This is a genomic window from Cereibacter sphaeroides 2.4.1 (genome assembly GCF_000012905.2).
Classification (GTDB): Bacteria; Pseudomonadota; Alphaproteobacteria; order Rhodobacterales; family Rhodobacteraceae; genus Cereibacter_A; species Cereibacter_A sphaeroides.
The window spans coordinates 1,429,429-1,444,143 of the sequence record NC_007493.2 but is presented as its reverse complement, the minus strand read 5'-3'; the positions used below and the strand labels follow the sequence as shown (position 1 = coordinate 1,444,143).

Below are 14,715 nucleotides of genomic sequence, written 5' to 3'. Positions count from 1 at the left end.
ATTTAGCCGCGGGCGGTAACCTTTTCAAACTTTTACCTTGGACAGCGGCGGAGAAGGTCGTATAAGTATCCCACTGCTCGATAGGTTTCTTGCCTGTATGAAACCTGCCTCAACGACTTAACGCCGGCTTCGCGCCGGCGTTTTTTTTCGCGCTTCGCGAATGACAGGCGCCCCGGTCTCCGTGCCATCTCGCCATCCCGCGGCCCATTGGCTAGGTCTTGGCCAGTGCACATGACGGGAGGCAGGATCATGGATCTGAACGGCAAGCGGGCAATCGTCACCGGCTCGAACTCGGGCATCGGGCTGGGCTGCGCCGAAGAGCTGGCGCGCGCCGGCGCCGAGGTTGTCATCAACTCCTTCACCGACCGCGACGAGGATCACGCGCTGGCCGAGAAGATCGGCCGCGAACATGGCGTGAGCTGCCGCTACATCGCGGCCGACATGTCGGACGGCGAAGCGTGCCGGGCGCTGATCGAGACGGCGGGCGGCTGCGACATCCTCGTGAACAACGCGGGCATCCAGCATGTCTCGTCGATCGAGGAGTTCCCGGTCGGGAAGTGGAACGCGATCCTCGCGATCAACCTCTCGTCGGCCTTCCACACCACGGCGGCGGCGCTGCCGGGGATGCGGGCGAAGGGCTGGGGGCGGATCGTCAACATCGCCTCGGCGCACGGGCTGACGGCGAGCCCCTACAAGTCGGCCTATGTCGCGGCCAAGCACGGGGTGGTGGGCTTCACCAAGGTCACCGCGCTCGAGACCGCGGGCAAGGGCATCACCTGCAACGCGATCTGCCCGGGCTATGTGCTGACGCCGCTGGTCGAGGCGCAGATCCCCGACCAGATGAAGGCGCACGACATGGACCGCGAGACGGTGATCCGCGAGGTGATGCTCGACCGCCAGCCCTCGCGCCAGTTCGCAACGACCGGTCAGATCGGCGGCACGGTGGTGTTCCTCTGCTCGGGTGCGGCCGATCAGATCACCGGGACGACGATCTCGGTGGATGGGGGCTGGACCGCCCTCTGACGGGCGGTCCTTCGGCAACTCCCGGGTCAGCCTCTGGCGATGGCGCGGGCGATGTCGGTCGCGAGCCGGGCGTTCGACAGGACGAGCGCCCGGTTGGCCTCGAGCGACCGGCCCTCGGTCAGATCGAAGATCAGGTCGAGCAGGAACGGCGTCACGGCCTTGGCGGCCACGCCCTGCGCCTCGGCCCGCGCGATGGCGCGGTCGACCACCGCCGCCATCTCGGCGAGCGGGATCTCCGCCTCGGCCGGGATCGGATTGGCCACGAGCTGCCCGCCCGGCAGGCCGAGCCTCGCGCGCATCATATGGGCCGCGGCGATCTCTTCGGCCGTGTCGAGCCGGATCGGCGCCTTCAGCCCCGAGCGTCGCGACCAGAAGGCGGGGATCTCGTCCTGGCCCACGGCGATCACCGGCACGCCCAGCGTCTCGAGCACTTCGAAGGTCTTGGGCAGATCGAGGATGGCCTTGGCACCCGCCGAGACGACGGTGACGGGCGTCTGCGCCAGTTCGTTCAGGTCGGCCGAGATGTCGAAGCTGGTCTCGGCGCCCCGGTGCACCCCGCCGATGCCGCCGGTGGCGAAGACCGAGATCCCGGCGAGGTTGGCTGCGATCATGGTGGCCGCGACCGTGGTCGAGCCCATGGCGCCGGTGGCGAGGCAGGTGGCGAGATCCGCCCGCGACAGTTTCTGCACCTCCTCGGCGCGCGCCAGCCGCTCGAGCTCGGCCTCGCCCAGACCCACGCGGATCTGGCCGTCCATCACGGCGATGGTGGCGGGGACGCCGCCCGCGGCACGGACGGTGGCCTCGACCTCGCGCGCGGTGTCCACATTCTGCGGATAGGGCATCCCGTGGGTGATGATGGTCGATTCGAGGGCCACGACGGGTTGCCCGGTGAGCAGGGCCTCGGCGATTTCCCGGTCGAGTGCGAGCGGTGCATTCATGAGATGACGTCTCCTGACACAAGGGCTGCCGCGGCGGCGAGCGCGGCGGCCAGGGCGGCCTCCCGCCCGGCGCCGCGATGTTCGGCCGCGAGATGGGCGGCGAGGAAGGCATCGCCCGCGCCGGTCGCCCGGCGACAGGGAACGGCGGGCGGACAGGCCTGCAGAAGGCCGCGCCGGGCGCAGCCGTCGGTGGCGGGCAGGGCGCCGTCGGTGACGAGGACGCGCGCCACGCCCCGCGCGAGCAGCGCCTCGGCGGCGGCGAGCGAGGTGGGAAAGTCCGCGCCGCAGATCGTGGCGGCCTCGGCGCGGTTGAGTTGCAGCACCGCGCCCGGATGCGCCAGAAGCGGGGCCAGCCGCGGAGCCTTGGCAGGGCTCGCCGGCGCGAGGCGCAGATCCGCGCGGGCGAGGAGCCCGGAGGCGGCAAGCCCGCGCAGGACAGGCTCGGGCAGGTTGCCGTCGATCACCAATGTGCCGGCGAAGGGCAGGGCCTCCGTGGCGAGGCGTCCGTCGCGCAGTGGTTCCAGCACCGCCTCGCCCGCCTCCTCGAGCGCGCGGGCATCGGCCACGGCGCCCACCAGCGCCCCTTCGGCCTCGAGCGCGAGATAGAGATCGGTGGCGCCCCCGCGATGCAGGAAGCGCATGTCGAGCCCGAGCGCCATGCCCGCCCGCACCAGCCCCTCGCCCTCGGCATCCGTGCCGACCGTGGCAAGAAGCGCCACAGTGAGCCCCTCGCGCGCCAGCGCCTGCGCGATGTTGAAGGCCACGCCCCCCGGCATCCGCGAGACGCGGCCCGGCAGGTCGGCCCCGGCCGGCATCGGATCGGCCGTATGGCCGATCAGGTCCCACTGGACCGCGCCGATGCAGAGGATCGCGGGAATGCTCATGCAGGTTTGATGCCCCGTCGCGCGCCCTTGGGCAAGCGCCGTGCCGGGGCGGCAGGGGGGTCAGGCTGCCGCACGCCGGCCTTTTCCGGCCCTCCGGGGCCACGGCTCTTGCAATCGCCGGACGGGGAGGATAAAGCGCGCCCACTTCACAGGCGAAGTCCGGGCTTTCGGGGGAGACATCCCCGCAGGTCCACCGGTTGGGGGCACACCCTCTACAAGGCTTCGCCGAGGCGCAAACCGGAAAGGACATGGACATGGCGCTCCCCGAGTTTTCCATGCGTCAGCTGCTTGAAGCTGGCGTTCACTACGGCCACCAGACCGCTCGCTGGAACCCGAAGATGGCGGAGTTCATCTACGGCGACCGCAACGGCATCCATATCGTCGACCTGACGCAGACGGTCCCGATGCTGGACCAGGCGCTCAAGGTCGTGCGCGACACCGTGGCCAAGGGCGGCCGCATCCTCTTCGTCGGCACCAAGCGTCAGGCCCAGAAGCCGATCGCCGAAGCCGCCGAGAAATGCGCGCAGCACTACATGAACCACCGCTGGCTGGGCGGCACGCTCACCAACTGGAAGACCGTCTCGCAGTCGATCCAGCGCCTGAAGCAGCTCGACGAGGTTCTGGCCACCGGCGCCGAGGGCCTGACCAAGAAAGAGCGGCTGAACATGGAGCGCGAGCAGCAGAAGCTGCAGGCCTCGCTCGGCGGCATCCGCGAGATGGGCGGCACCCCGGACCTGCTCTTCATCATCGACGTGGGCAAGGAAGACCTCGCCATCGCCGAAGCGCAGAAGCTGGGCATCCCGGTCGTGGCCGTGGTCGATACCAACAACTCGCCCAAGGGCGTGGACTATGTGATCCCGGGCAACGACGACGCGGCCCGTGCCATCGCGCTCTACTGTGACCTCGTGTCGCGGGCGGCGCTCGACGGCATGAGCGCCCAGATGGGTGCTGCCGGCATCGACCTCGGCGCGCTCGACGTGGCCCCCGAGGAAGAGACGCTCGAGGCCTGATCGGCCGCCCGTCGCAATCCCGTTACCGGACGGGGGTAACTCCCCGCCCGGTCTTTGGCAATTCACTGAGGAGAGCCGTAAATGGCAATCACCGCCCAGATGGTGAAGGAACTGCGCGAGTCGACCGGCGCAGGCATGATGGACGCGAAGAAGGCCCTGACCGAGACCGACGGCGACATGGAAGCCGCCGTGGACTGGCTGCGCACGAAGGGCCTCGCGAAGGCGGCGAAGAAGGCCGGCCGCACCGCGGCCGAGGGCCTCGTCGGCGTCTGTGTCGACGGCGGCACCGGCGTGGCGGTCGAGGTGAACTCCGAGACCGACTTCGTGGCCAAGAACGCCGACTTCCAGTCGATGGTCACGGGCTTCACCAAGGCCGCGCTCACCGTGGACGACATCGAGGCGCTGAAGGCCGCCGACATGGGCGGCAAGACCGTCGAGACCACGCTGCAGGAAACGATCGCCGTCATCGGCGAGAACATGACGCTGCGCCGGATGGCGAAGATCTCGGGCGATTCGGTTGCGGCCTACGTCCACAACGCCGCTGCTGACGGGCTGGGCAAGATCGGCGTGCTCGTCGCCGTGAAAGGTGCCGACAACGGCATCGCCAAGCAGGTCGCCATGCATATCGCGGCCACCAACCCGATGGCCCTCTCGGAAGCCGACCTCGACCCGACCGTGGTCGAGCGCGAGCGCACCGTGCAGACCCAGAAGGCGCTGGAAGAGAACGCGGCCTCGGCCAAGCCGAAGCCCGATGCGGTGATCGAGAACAACATCATCCCGGGCCGGATGAAGAAGTTCCTCGAAGAGAACACGCTGCTCGGCCAGAAGTTCGTCATCAATCCCGACCTGACCGTGGCGGAAGCCGCCAAGCAGGCCGGCGTCGAGATCGTGGGCTTCGTGCGCATGGCCGTGGGCGAAGGCATCGAGAAGGAAAAAGAGGATTTCGCGGCCGAGGTCGCCAAGACCCTCGCGGGCTGATTCCTTTCTCCTCGCAGACAGAGCGGCGCGATCCTCCGGGATCGCGCCGTTTTTCTTTGCCATGACCCCTTGGGCTGCGGGTCTTCCGCGCCGCCGGGATGTCACCGCTCTTTCAGGCGTCACGGTTCCTGAAAGGCGGCTCTACCGCATTTCAGGAAACGCACGGCTCCTCAGGCGGCGCAGCCCCTGATCCTCGGCTCTCCCGCATTTCGGGGAGATCCGCGCTTCTTCAGGCGTCCCGGTCCCAGAACCCGACTTCCCTCCGCGTCCGGGCGCGTGCCGCTTTTTCAGGCGCTGCCCTCCCTGAAACAGGGCTCCCGCGCGAGGCCTCTGGCGGGCGCCCGAGCGCTGATCTAGCTTCGCTGCAAAGGGCAGGGGGCAGGGGCATGAGCGGGCGCACGGCGGATGTGGTGGTGATCGGCGGAGCGGTCATGGGCGCCTCGGCCGCCTATTGGCTGACCCGGATGCAGCCGGGCCTGCGGGTGATCGTGGTCGAGCGCGATCCGACCTATGCCCGGGCCTCGACCGCTCTATCCGTGGCCTCGATCCGGATGCAGTTCACGACGCCGGTCAATGTGGCGATCTCGCGCTTCGGAATCGGCTTCATCCGCGACTTCCGCGAAAGCCTGGGCCAGGAGGTGGGGATCCCGTCGCTGGGCCTGACCGAGAACGGCTATCTCTTCCTCGCCTCGACGGCCGAGGGCGCCTCGGTGCTGGCCGAGGTGGCCGCCATGCAGCGCAGCCTCGGCGCCGCGACCGAGATGCTGACGCCCGCAGCGCTCGCCGCGCGCTTCCCCTGGCTCGAGACGGGGGATCTCGTGGCAGGCTCATTCGGGCCGCGCGACGAGGGCTGGTTCGACAATATGGGACTGCTGAACGGCTTCAGGGCCGCGGCGAGGCTGCAGGGGGTGGAGTTCCTGCGCGATGGCGTCGTGGGGCTCGAGCAGGCGCAGGGCAGGGTGCGTGGCGTCCGTCTCGCCTCGGGGGAAACCATAGCCTGTGGGGCCGCGATCAATGCGTCCGGCACCCGCGCGGCGGAAGTCATGCGGATGGCGGGCCTCGATCTGCCGGTCGAGCCGCGCAAGCGCACGGTCTTCGTGATCGATGCGCCGAATGCCCGGCACCCGGATGCGCCGCTTCTGGTCGACCGCGGCTTCTATCTGCGGCCCGAGCGCGGCGGCCAGTGGATCACCGCCACCGTGCCCGAGGCCGACAGTCCCTGCGACCCGCAGGATTTCGAGCCCGATCTGCATCTCTTCGAGGAGGTGATCTGGGAGCAGCTCTACGCCCGCGCGCCTGGCTTCGATGCGGTGAAGGTGGTGCGCCACTGGGTCGGGCATTACGCCTACAACCGCCTCGACCAGAATGCGATCCTCGGACCGCATCCGGCGCTGCCGAACCTCTATCTGATGAACGGTTTTTCCGGGCACGGGCTGCAACAGGCGCCGGCCGTCGGCCGCGGCATCGCCGAGCATCTGCTGACAGGCAGCTGGCAGAGCCTCGATCTGTCCGATCTCTCGGTCGAGCGGGTTCTGGAGGGGCGGCCTTTCCTCGAACGCGCTATTGTCTGAAAGTCGCGTAAGATTGGTAGGTTGCGGGACTTTCCTCCCGGACAGCATGAGGGTCTGCCGCGGTCGGCAGACCCTGAAATCTCACTTTGCCGCAAAGGCCCGACCGAGCGACGCCTCGGCTGCCGCACGGATTGCGCGGATATTGGCGCCGTAGGGCTCGGGATTGTCGACCGAGCCTCCCTTGAAGACGGCCGAGCCCGCCACCAGCACGTCCGCACCGGCCGCGGCCACCAGCGGCGCGGTCTCGGGCGTCACGCCGCCGTCGATCTCGATATGGATCGGCCGGTCGCCGATCATCGCGCGCAGGTCGCGCACCTTGTCCACCTGACTCGCGATGAACTTCTGCCCGCCGAAGCCCGGGTTCACCGTCATGATGCAGACGAGGTCCAGGAGGTCGAGCAGATGGCCTACCGCATCGAGGCCGGTGCCGGGATTGAGCGCGAGGCCCGCCTTGCGGCCGGTGCCGCGGATCGCCTGCAGCGTGCGATGGATGTGCGGGCCGGCCTCGAGATGGGCGGTGATGACATCGGCGCCGGCAGCCGCGAAGGCCTCGATATAGGGATCGACCGGCGCGATCATCAGATGCACGTCCATGACGCCCTTGATGTGCGGCCGGATTGCGGCGCACATCGCCGGACCGAAGGTGAGGTTCGGCACGAAATGGCCGTCCATTACATCGACATGCACCCAGTCGCAGCCCTGGGCCTCGATGGCGCGGCATTCGGCGCCGAAATTGGCGAAATCGGCGGAGAGGATCGAGGGGGCGATCTTGATACGGCGATCGAAGGACATGGCAACGCTCCTTGGGGATGATCCGGCTTACCCCGAGGCGGCGGGCCGCTTCAAGGCGGCCTTAAGTCTCAGCCCGTGCGGGAGTGTTGATATGCGGTCCCGGCACTGTTTAGAATACATAATACAGATTATCCGACTCGCGCATGTAAGCGCAAAGTAGAATTGTCGCATCCAAGCAAAGTAGAACTGTCGCCTCTTCCTGTCGGGACAATGGAGGATCGGCGGCATGGGATGGGTGCTGATGAGCGAGCGCGAACTGAACCGCATCGAGATCCTGTCGAAGGTGCTCGATCGGAGGATGACGACGACGGAAGCCTCGGTTCTGCTGGCGATCGGCCCGCGTCAGGTGCAGCGTCTGCTGCGACGGTTGCGCGAGGACGGCGCGGCGGCAACGCGGCACGGGTTGCGCGGGCGACCGTCGAACCACCGCCTCTCGCCGGGATTGCGGGACCTTGCGCTGGCCCTCGTGCGGGAGACCTACGTCGATTTCGGCCCCACGCTCGCGGCCGAGAAGCTGGCCGAGCGCGACGGCCTGCATGTGTCGCGGGAGACGCTGCGGAAGTGGATGGTCGAGGATGGGCTCTGGCTGTCGCGTCCTCAGCGCCGGAGGTTTCACCAGCCGCGGCTGCGGCGCGAGCACCTGGGCGAACTGGTTCAGATAGACGGGTCCGATCATCATTGGTTCGAGGATCGCGCACCAGCCTGCACGCTGCTCGTGCTCTTCATCGACGACGCGACGAGCCGGCTGATGGAGATGCGCTTCGTGCCCTCCGAGAGCACCTTCGCCTATTTCGCGGCGCTGGAGTGCTACCTGACGCGGCACGGCAGGCCCACGGCTTTCTACTCCGACAAGCATTCGGTCTTCCGCGTGGCGAGGCAGGACGCGCGGACCGGCCATGGCATGACGCAGTTCGGCCGGGCGCTGGCCGAGTTGAACATCGAGATCCTCTGCGCCAACTCCTCGCAGGCCAAGGGCCGGGTCGAGCGGGCGAACCGCACCTTGCAGGACCGGCTGGTCAAGGAGATGCGGCTTGCAGGCATCAGCGACATGGAGGCCGGGAACGCCTTCCTGCCCGGCTTCATCGAGCGGCACAACGCGCAGTTCGCCAGGGTGCCTGCCCGGCCGGACGACCGGCACCGGCCGCTGAACCTGCCCCCGGACCGGCTGGCCGACATCCTGTGCTGGCGCGACCAGCGCTACGTCGGGAACCAGCTCACCTTCACCTACGAGCACCGGCGGATCCTGCTGGAGGAAAGCGACCTCACGCGCGGCATCGTGGGGAAATACGTCGACACCTACGCCTTCCCGGACGGACGTTTTGAAGCTCGATGGAAAGGCATCTCGCTCCCCTACCGCAGCTTCGATCCCGAGCAGCAGCATGTCACCCACGCGGCCATCACCGCGAACAAGCGGCTCAGCGACGTCCTGGCGCTGGCGAGGAGCCTGCAGGAAAGCCAACCCCCGCGCGTGAGCCGCGTCGGCCGGCAGCGCACAGTCTACGAGCCGACGGGTCGGCGGAACGACGGCTGGAATTCGAAACTGGCCCGCCGCGCCAGGCAGCGGGCGGACGGGACGGCGAAGCCTCCCGACATCGCGGCGGAATGACCGTGCGGACCCGGAGCGTTCCGCCCCCGCCGGCCCCGTCCCTACGGCCCTTCCTGACGAGAGCGGGCCGGGGCCGGCTCAGCCCTGCGACACCGGGACGACATTTCTACTTTGCACGCCAGGCGACACTTTAACTTGGTGACAACAGCGCACATAGCGTGCTGAGCGGCGAAGAGCTGAAGCCGGAGACCTCCCTGCGGGTGAAGCTGTAGCGCTGCCGCCCCCGATTTCGTGACATGTCGGCACAGAGCGGATCAAGGATGCCTCGCCTCGGGACCGAAACCCGCCAGCGCTCCCGGCCGAGCGCCAACCCTCCGCCCCCTGAGCGCCCCAGACGATCCGCCCGCCGGACCGGGCGCGGTTCGCGCTTCGTGAACGGAGACACGGCCAGAGCCTTGATGCGCCGCCCGGCTGGCATCTCCTCCCGCAAGTCGCGCGGACGTCAGCGCGGTCCGTAGAGCGCCTGCGCGCGCTTTTCGAAGGCGCGGACGATCCGGTGCATGGCCTCGTTGAACACCACGCCGATGATCCCCTGCAGGATCGCGTTGCGGAATTCGAAATCGACGAAGAAATCCACGGTGCAGCCGCCCTCGGGCCGGTCGCGGAAGCTCCAGGACGAGCGCATGTATTTGAACGGCCCGTCGAGATATTCCGTCTCGATCCGCTTCGCCTCGGGAAAGAGCTTCACCCGGCTGCCGAACCGCTCGCGGAAGACCTTGAAGGAGATCACGAGATCCGCCTCCATCAACTCCCCGCCCTCAATGGGTTTTCTGGAGCGGATGCGGGCCGCCGAGTTCCACGGCAGGAACTGCGGATAGCGCTCCACGTCCGCGACGAGGTCATACATCTCCTGGGCGGACCAGGGGAGCGGGCGGCTCTCGGAGTGGGTCGGCATCGCGGCGTTCGGTCCTCGGGCAACGGCCCCGGTCGGGCGTGACTTGGGCGTCGTTTCTGGATAAAGGGGCGGCAGGATGCAAGAGGGCGCCATGCCGACGAGACCTTATGTCATAGACCAGCTGATCTCTCCGAAACAGATCGCCGCGCGGGTCGAGGTGCTGGCGCGCCAGATCACCGAACATTTCGCCGAGACCGAGAAGCTGGTGGTGGTGGGCCTGCTGCGCGGCTCCTTCGTCTTCATCGCCGATCTGGTCCGCGAGATCCACCTGCCGGTCGAAGTGGATTTCCTCGAGGCCTCCTCCTACGGCGATGCCATGACCTCGAGCCGGGAGGTGCGCATCCTCAAAGACCTGCGCGGCGAGATTGCCGGCCGCGACGTGCTCGTCGTCGAAGATATCGTGGATACGGGCTTCACCCTTTCCCATGTCGTGCGGCTCCTGCGCTCGCGCGAGCCGAAGCGGCTCGAGGTCTGCGCCCTGCTCGACAAACCCTCGCGGCGCGAGGTGGACATCCGCGCGACTTGGACCGGATTCGAGATTCCCGACGAGTTCGTCGTGGGTTACGGGATCGACTTCGCGCAGCGCAACCGGAACCTGCCCTTCATCGGCAAGGTGCGCTTCCTCGAAGAGGGCTGACCGAGCGGCCTGCTCTCGCCGGTGGACGCGGCGCCGCGACCGGCCCGCCCTCGCCAGTGCGGATCCTGCCCCCGCAGCCCATCGCGGCGCCTGAACGTCGAAAGCCGGCAAGGGCGCGGGCAGCCGGCATCGGCCTGTCCGCCTGATCGAAATTTCTGACGCGGTGGGGTTGAACGGTGTTCTTGGGCCCGTAGCCGCAAGCCTGCGGAGACCGAAGCCGGCCACGGGTCTCGCCGAGACGCCGGAGTGGCGAACGGACCCTACGGATCGAGCGAAGTCTCAGGGCCCCGGTCGGCGCGAGTTGGCCAGCGGGTCCACGATCACATTAAAGTTGCATTTTTCCAGTATGTCTGTCGCGACCGGCGGGCTAGATTTCCGGGATCGTAGCACCAGCCAGGAGGCGTCCATGCGACCCATTCCCGCCCTCGCCCTGACTTTCTCTCTCGTGGCCATGCCCGCCCTCGCCCAGGACGCGCGCCAGATCGAGCGCATGATCGAAGGGCGCCACGGCCTGATGACGCTCATGGCCCATGAGCTGGGCAAGCTCGGTGGCATGGCGAAGGAAGAGACGCCCTACGACGCGGAGGTTGCAGGCAAGGCCGCCTCGAACCTCTCCGCGCTGGCCTCGGTGATTTCGCCGGAACTGTTCCCCAAGGGCTCGGCCGTGGGTGAAGCCGAAGACAGCGAGGCCCTGCCCGCGATCTGGGAGAAGCCCGACGATTTCGCCCAGAAGATCAGCGGCATGGAAGAAGCGGCGGCCAAGATGCAGGCCGCGGCGGGCACCGACCTCGCCTCGCTGCAGGGCGCGATGCGCGATCTGGGCGCCGCCTGTGGCAGCTGCCACGAGACCTACCGTCAGAAGGACTGACCCGTGCGGCGCAGTCTGACCGCCGGCCTCGCGCTCGTGCTGATCGCGGGGGCGGCGGGCCTCTGGCTCACCCGGCCCGTGAAGAGCGACCCGGAGCTCTTCGCCGGACTGACCGGCGAGGCGTCGCGGGGCGAGCGCATCTTCTGGGCCGGGGGGTGCGCCTCCTGTCACGCGGCGCCCGATGCCAGCGGCGAGGCCCGGCTCGTGCTGTCCGGCGGCGAGAGGCTCACCACAGATTTCGGCACGTTCGTCGTGCCGAACATCTCGCCCGATCCCGATCACGGCATCGGCGGCTGGACGGTGGCGGATCTCGATTCCGCGCTCCGCCACGGTACTTCGCCCGAGCGGTCGCATTACTATCCCTCCTTCCCCTACACCTCCTACGCCCATGTCGAGCCGCAGGACGTGGCGGATCTCAAGGCCTTCCTCGATACGCTGCCGCCCTCGGACCGCGCGGACGAGCCGCACGATCTGGCCTTCCCGTTCAACCAGCGGATCATCCTCGGCGGCTGGAAGCTCCTAGCGGGCGGTCCGTCCTGGATCGTGGAGGGCGACCTCGCACCCGAGGAAGAGCGCGGGCGTTATCTGGTCGAGGGTCTCGGCCATTGCGGCGAATGTCACACGCCCCGCAACGGGCTGGGTCTGCGCGACAAGAGCCGGTGGCTCGCCGGTGGCCCTAACCCCGAGGGGCGCGGCACGATCCCGAACATCACCCCGGCCAAGCTCGACTGGTCCGCGGGCGACATCGCCGAATATCTGAGCTCGGGCTTCACGCCGGACTACGATTCGGCCGGCGGGCAGATGGCGGATGTGGTGCGCAACACGAGCCAGCTGCCCGACGAGGATCGCCGCGCCATCGCCGCCTATCTGAAGCGGGTGCCGGCGATCGAGTGAGCGCCGCCCTGCCCCATGAAGAAACGCCGGCGGGACATGACATCCCGCCGGCGTCTTTCGAATCGGAGGCGCTCAGGCCCCGAGGCGCTTCTGTCGGGCGTCGCGCAGGCGGGCGAAATCGTCGCCCGCATGGTAAGAGGAGCGCGTGAGCGGCGTCGCCGAGACCATCAGGAACCCCTTGCCGTAGGCCGCCTTCTCGTAGCCCGCGAATTCCTCGGGCGTCACGAACCGGTCGACCCGGTGATGCTTGGGCGTGGGCTGGAGATACTGGCCGATGGTCAGGAAATCGACCTCGGCCGAGCGCATGTCGTCCATCACCTGCAGCACGCCCTGCCGGTCCTCGCCGAGGCCCACCATGATGCCCGACTTGGTGAAGATCGAGGGATCGAGCTCCTTCGCGCGCTGCAGGAGCCGCAGCGAGTGGAAGTAGCGCGCGCCGGGCCGCACTTCGGGATAGAGGCCGGGCACCGTCTCGAGATTGTGGTTGAAGACGTCGGGACGTGCCGCCACCACCGTCTCGAGCGCCGAAGGCCCGCATTTCAGGAAGTCGGGCACCAGAACCTCGATGGTGGTGGCCGGCGCGCGATGGCGGATCGCCCGGATGGTCTGGGCGAAATGCTCGGCCCCCCCGTCCTCGAGATCGTCGCGGTCGACGCTCGTCACCACCACATGCTTCAGCCCGAGCTGGCTGACCGCATGGGCGACGCGGCCCGGCTCGAACGCATCGAGCGCCTGCGGCCGGCCCGTTGCCACGTTGCAGAACGAGCAGCCGCGGGTGCAGATCTCGCCCATGATCATCATGGTGGCGTGGCCCTGGCTCCAGCATTCGCCGACGTTCGGGCAGCCCGCCTCCTCGCAGACGGTGGCGAGCTTCTGGCCGCGGATGATGTCCCGCGTCTCCTTGTAGCCCTCGGACGTCGGCGCCTTGACCCGGATCCAGGACGGTTTCTTGGGCTGGACGTTGTCGGGCCGGTGCGCCTTCTCCGGGTGGCGCTGGTCGGGAATCTTCAGGTCGCGCACAAGTTTTCCGATCATGAAAGCGACATTCCGTGTTCATATAGGCCGTCGCGCGCGGCGAAGCCAGCCCGCACTGCGAAGGTTGCGCAGGGCAGAGGCGCCTTCCCGGCTCGAAGAGCTGCCCAGGCCTATTCCTTCATCTCGGAGACCATTCATGACCAAGAAGCTCCTGGCTGAACTGCTCGGCACCTTCATTCTCGTCTTCTTCGGATGCGGAGCCGCCGTCCTGATGGGACCGCAGATCGGCATGCTGGGAATATCCCTCGCCTTCGGCCTGTCGATCGTGGCCGCGGCCTACTCGCTGGGCGCCATTTCCGGCGCCCACCTCAACCCCGCCGTCTCGCTCGGCTTTCTCATGGCGGGGCGGATGCCCATGGCCGAGTTCGGCGGCTATGTGCTGGCGCAGATCGCGGGCGCGCTTCTGGGCTCGCTCGTCGTCTTCCTGATCGCCTCGGGCAAGGCGGGCTATGTGCTGGCGACCGACGGGCTCGGCCAGAACGGGTTCGGTGCGGGCTATCTCGGCGAATATTCCATGGGCGCGGCGCTGATCTTCGAACTGATCGCGACCTTCGTCTTCGTCTCCGTGATCCTCGCGGCCACCGCCTCGCATGTCTCGAGCGCCTCGACCGCGCTCGCGGGCCTCGCCATCGGCCTCACCCTCACCGGGATCCATCTGGTGGGCATCAACGTGACCGGCGTCTCGGTCAATCCGGCGCGGTCGCTGGCACCCGCCCTCTTCGTGGGCGGCAAGGCGCTCTCGGACCTCTGGGTCTTCATCGTGGCGCCGCTTGCCGGCGGGGCGGCGGCGGGCCTCGCCCATGCCTCGGGCTTCTTCCGTCCGGGCGGGATCGAACCCGCGCCCGCAACCGGCGCGGCCACGCTCTGAGCCGCTCCGGCGGCTGCAAAACGCGCGGAAGCGCCCATCCCTTCAGCATCGGCGCGGCGGACCCCTCCCGCCGCGCCGCAGCATCTTGACCCTCGGGCAGCGGGCGTTTAGCGGAGGACCCACAGTCCGCAACCGCCAGTCGCAAAGTGAGGATCATTCCAATGTTGCCCGGTTCCAAGCTCCCGTCCGTGACCTTCCGCACCCGTGTCCGCGATGACAGCCTCGGCGGGCCGAACCCGTTCCGCTGGCAGGACATGACCACCGAGGATTATTTCGCGGGCAAGCGCTGCGTTCTGTTCGCGCTGCCGGGCGCCTTCACCCCCACCTGCTCGACCTACCAGCTGCCGGGCTTCGAGAAGGGCTTCGCCGACTTCCAGGCGCACGGGATCGACGCGATCTACTGCCTCTCGGTCAATGACAGCTTCGTCATGAACCAGTGGGCCAAGGCGCAGGGTCTGGAAAATGTGCAGGTGATCCCCGACGGTTCGGGCGAGTTCACCCGCCGCGTCGGCATGCTGGTGCGCAAGGACAACCTCGGTTTCGGCCTGCGCTCCTGGCGCTATGCGGCCATCGTGAAGGACGGCCGCGTGGAAGCCTGGTTCGAGGAGCCGGGCCTCTGCGACAACCACGGCGAAGACCCCTACGGCGTCTCCTCGCCCGACACGGTGCTGGAGTGGCTCGCGGCCGACGCGCAGGGCGCCGCCGCCTGAGAGCTG

At 68.2% G+C, this 14,715-nt stretch carries 15 protein-coding genes; 10 read left to right on the top strand and 5 right to left on the bottom strand.

Annotated features, from left to right (window positions below; translation table 11 throughout):
* The first annotated feature begins 249 nt into the window (after window positions 1-249).
* Entirely contained in the window at window positions 250-1,023 is a 774-nt protein-coding gene (locus RSP_RS07055) for a 3-hydroxybutyrate dehydrogenase (RefSeq protein WP_017140204.1), read from the top strand.
* Between the two features lie 26 nt (window positions 1,024-1,049).
* On the opposite strand, the gene RSP_RS07050 is transcribed toward RSP_RS07055, so the two are convergent.
* Complete coding sequence (locus RSP_RS07050; RefSeq protein WP_011337748.1) at window positions 1,050-1,961, bottom strand: pseudouridine-5'-phosphate glycosidase; 912 nt, start codon at window positions 1,959-1,961, stop codon at window positions 1,050-1,052.
* Window positions 1,958-2,845 (bottom strand): PfkB family carbohydrate kinase, encoded by an 888-nt coding sequence (locus RSP_RS07045; protein ID WP_017140203.1) that lies wholly within the window; start codon window positions 2,843-2,845, stop codon window positions 1,958-1,960. Before RSP_RS07045 ends, RSP_RS07050 begins: the two co-directional genes overlap by 4 nt.
* Window positions 2,846-3,093: 248 nt before the next feature.
* Here RSP_RS07045 and rpsB point away from each other — a divergent pair, with 248 nt between their 5' ends.
* The 3 genes from rpsB to RSP_RS07030 all read left to right on the top strand — a co-directional run bounded on the left by rpsB (window position 3,094) and on the right by RSP_RS07030 (window position 6,404).
* On the top strand, window positions 3,094-3,855 hold the full coding sequence (rpsB, locus tag RSP_RS07040) for a 30S ribosomal protein S2 (RefSeq protein WP_002719944.1): 762 nt from the start codon (window positions 3,094-3,096) through the stop codon (window positions 3,853-3,855).
* An 81-nt stretch (window positions 3,856-3,936) separates the two neighbouring features.
* Window positions 3,937-4,833 carry a translation elongation factor Ts gene (gene tsf, locus RSP_RS07035; protein ID WP_002719943.1) on the top strand — a complete coding sequence of 299 codons (897 nt, stop codon included), beginning with the start codon at window positions 3,937-3,939 and terminating at the stop codon, window positions 4,831-4,833.
* A gap of 386 nt (window positions 4,834-5,219) precedes the next feature.
* The gene (locus RSP_RS07030; protein ID WP_011337746.1) at window positions 5,220-6,404 is read left to right on the top strand and encodes an NAD(P)/FAD-dependent oxidoreductase; all 1,185 of its coding nucleotides are present in this window, start codon (window positions 5,220-5,222) and stop codon (window positions 6,402-6,404) included.
* A gap of 81 nt (window positions 6,405-6,485) precedes the next feature.
* On the opposite strand, the gene rpe is transcribed toward RSP_RS07030, so the two are convergent.
* Window positions 6,486-7,196: a ribulose-phosphate 3-epimerase gene (gene rpe, locus RSP_RS07025; protein WP_011337745.1), complete on the bottom strand. Its 711-nt coding sequence runs from the start codon at window positions 7,194-7,196 to the stop codon at window positions 6,486-6,488.
* 226 nt (window positions 7,197-7,422) lie between these two features.
* Between rpe and RSP_RS07020 the strand changes: the two genes are divergently transcribed.
* A complete protein-coding gene (locus RSP_RS07020) occupies window positions 7,423-8,802 on the top strand; it encodes an ISNCY family transposase (RefSeq protein ID WP_011337744.1) in 1,380 nt (459 codons plus the stop codon).
* Between the two features lie 442 nt (window positions 8,803-9,244).
* On the opposite strand, the gene RSP_RS07015 is transcribed toward RSP_RS07020, so the two are convergent.
* Entirely contained in the window at window positions 9,245-9,697 is a 453-nt protein-coding gene (locus RSP_RS07015) for a type II toxin-antitoxin system RatA family toxin (protein ID WP_002719940.1), read from the bottom strand.
* Window positions 9,698-9,788: 91 nt separating this feature from the next.
* Between RSP_RS07015 and hpt the strand changes: the two genes are divergently transcribed.
* The 3 genes from hpt to RSP_RS07000 all read left to right on the top strand — a co-directional run bounded on the left by hpt (window position 9,789) and on the right by RSP_RS07000 (window position 12,096).
* Window positions 9,789-10,334, top strand: coding sequence for a hypoxanthine phosphoribosyltransferase (hpt, locus tag RSP_RS07010; RefSeq protein ID WP_002719939.1), 546 nt, complete (start codon window positions 9,789-9,791; stop codon window positions 10,332-10,334).
* Window positions 10,335-10,740: 406 nt separating this feature from the next.
* The gene (locus RSP_RS07005; protein ID WP_011337742.1) at window positions 10,741-11,202 is read left to right on the top strand and encodes a c-type cytochrome; all 462 of its coding nucleotides are present in this window, start codon (window positions 10,741-10,743) and stop codon (window positions 11,200-11,202) included.
* Window positions 11,203-11,205: 3 nt separating this feature from the next.
* Complete coding sequence (locus tag RSP_RS07000) at window positions 11,206-12,096, top strand: cytochrome c (protein ID WP_011337741.1); 891 nt, start codon at window positions 11,206-11,208, stop codon at window positions 12,094-12,096.
* Window positions 12,097-12,168: 72 nt separating this feature from the next.
* Here the strand turns inward: RSP_RS07000 and lipA are convergent, their stop codons facing one another.
* Window positions 12,169-13,131 (bottom strand): lipoyl synthase, encoded by a 963-nt coding sequence (lipA, locus tag RSP_RS06995; protein WP_002719936.1) that lies wholly within the window; start codon window positions 13,129-13,131, stop codon window positions 12,169-12,171.
* A gap of 136 nt (window positions 13,132-13,267) precedes the next feature.
* On the opposite strand from lipA, the gene RSP_RS06990 reads away from it, so the two are divergent.
* Both RSP_RS06990 and RSP_RS06985 read left to right on the top strand, forming a co-directional pair.
* Window positions 13,268-13,999 (top strand): aquaporin, encoded by a 732-nt coding sequence (locus RSP_RS06990; protein ID WP_002719935.1) that lies wholly within the window; start codon window positions 13,268-13,270, stop codon window positions 13,997-13,999.
* A gap of 161 nt (window positions 14,000-14,160) precedes the next feature.
* Window positions 14,161-14,709, top strand: coding sequence for a peroxiredoxin (locus tag RSP_RS06985; protein WP_009562223.1), 549 nt, complete (start codon window positions 14,161-14,163; stop codon window positions 14,707-14,709).
* Window positions 14,710-14,715 lie beyond the last annotated feature (6 nt).

Excerpts from the sequence above, each read along its gene's own strand:
- RSP_RS06990 (WP_002719935.1), top strand. The coding sequence starts at position 13,268 with ATGACCAAGAAGCTCCTGGCTGAACTGCTCGGCACCTTCATTCTCGTC.
- RSP_RS07015 (WP_002719940.1), bottom strand. The coding sequence starts at position 9,697 with ATGCCGACCCACTCCGAGAGCCGCCCGCTCCCCTGGTCCGCCCAGGAG.
- RSP_RS07005 (WP_011337742.1), top strand. The coding sequence starts at position 10,741 with ATGCGACCCATTCCCGCCCTCGCCCTGACTTTCTCTCTCGTGGCCATG.
- hpt (WP_002719939.1), top strand. The coding sequence starts at position 9,789 with ATGCCGACGAGACCTTATGTCATAGACCAGCTGATCTCTCCGAAACAG.
- RSP_RS07045 (WP_017140203.1), bottom strand. The coding sequence starts at position 2,845 with ATGAGCATTCCCGCGATCCTCTGCATCGGCGCGGTCCAGTGGGACCTG.
- tsf (WP_002719943.1), top strand. The coding sequence starts at position 3,937 with ATGGCAATCACCGCCCAGATGGTGAAGGAACTGCGCGAGTCGACCGGC.
- rpsB (WP_002719944.1), top strand. The coding sequence starts at position 3,094 with ATGGACATGGCGCTCCCCGAGTTTTCCATGCGTCAGCTGCTTGAAGCT.
- RSP_RS06985 (WP_009562223.1), top strand. The coding sequence starts at position 14,161 with ATGTTGCCCGGTTCCAAGCTCCCGTCCGTGACCTTCCGCACCCGTGTC.
- rpe (WP_011337745.1), bottom strand. The coding sequence starts at position 7,196 with ATGTCCTTCGATCGCCGTATCAAGATCGCCCCCTCGATCCTCTCCGCC.
- lipA (WP_002719936.1), bottom strand. The coding sequence starts at position 13,131 with ATGATCGGAAAACTTGTGCGCGACCTGAAGATTCCCGACCAGCGCCAC.
- RSP_RS07055 (WP_017140204.1), top strand. The coding sequence starts at position 250 with ATGGATCTGAACGGCAAGCGGGCAATCGTCACCGGCTCGAACTCGGGC.
- RSP_RS07020 (WP_011337744.1), top strand. The coding sequence starts at position 7,423 with ATGGGATGGGTGCTGATGAGCGAGCGCGAACTGAACCGCATCGAGATC.
- RSP_RS07050 (WP_011337748.1), bottom strand. The coding sequence starts at position 1,961 with ATGAATGCACCGCTCGCACTCGACCGGGAAATCGCCGAGGCCCTGCTC.
- RSP_RS07030 (WP_011337746.1), top strand. The coding sequence starts at position 5,220 with ATGAGCGGGCGCACGGCGGATGTGGTGGTGATCGGCGGAGCGGTCATG.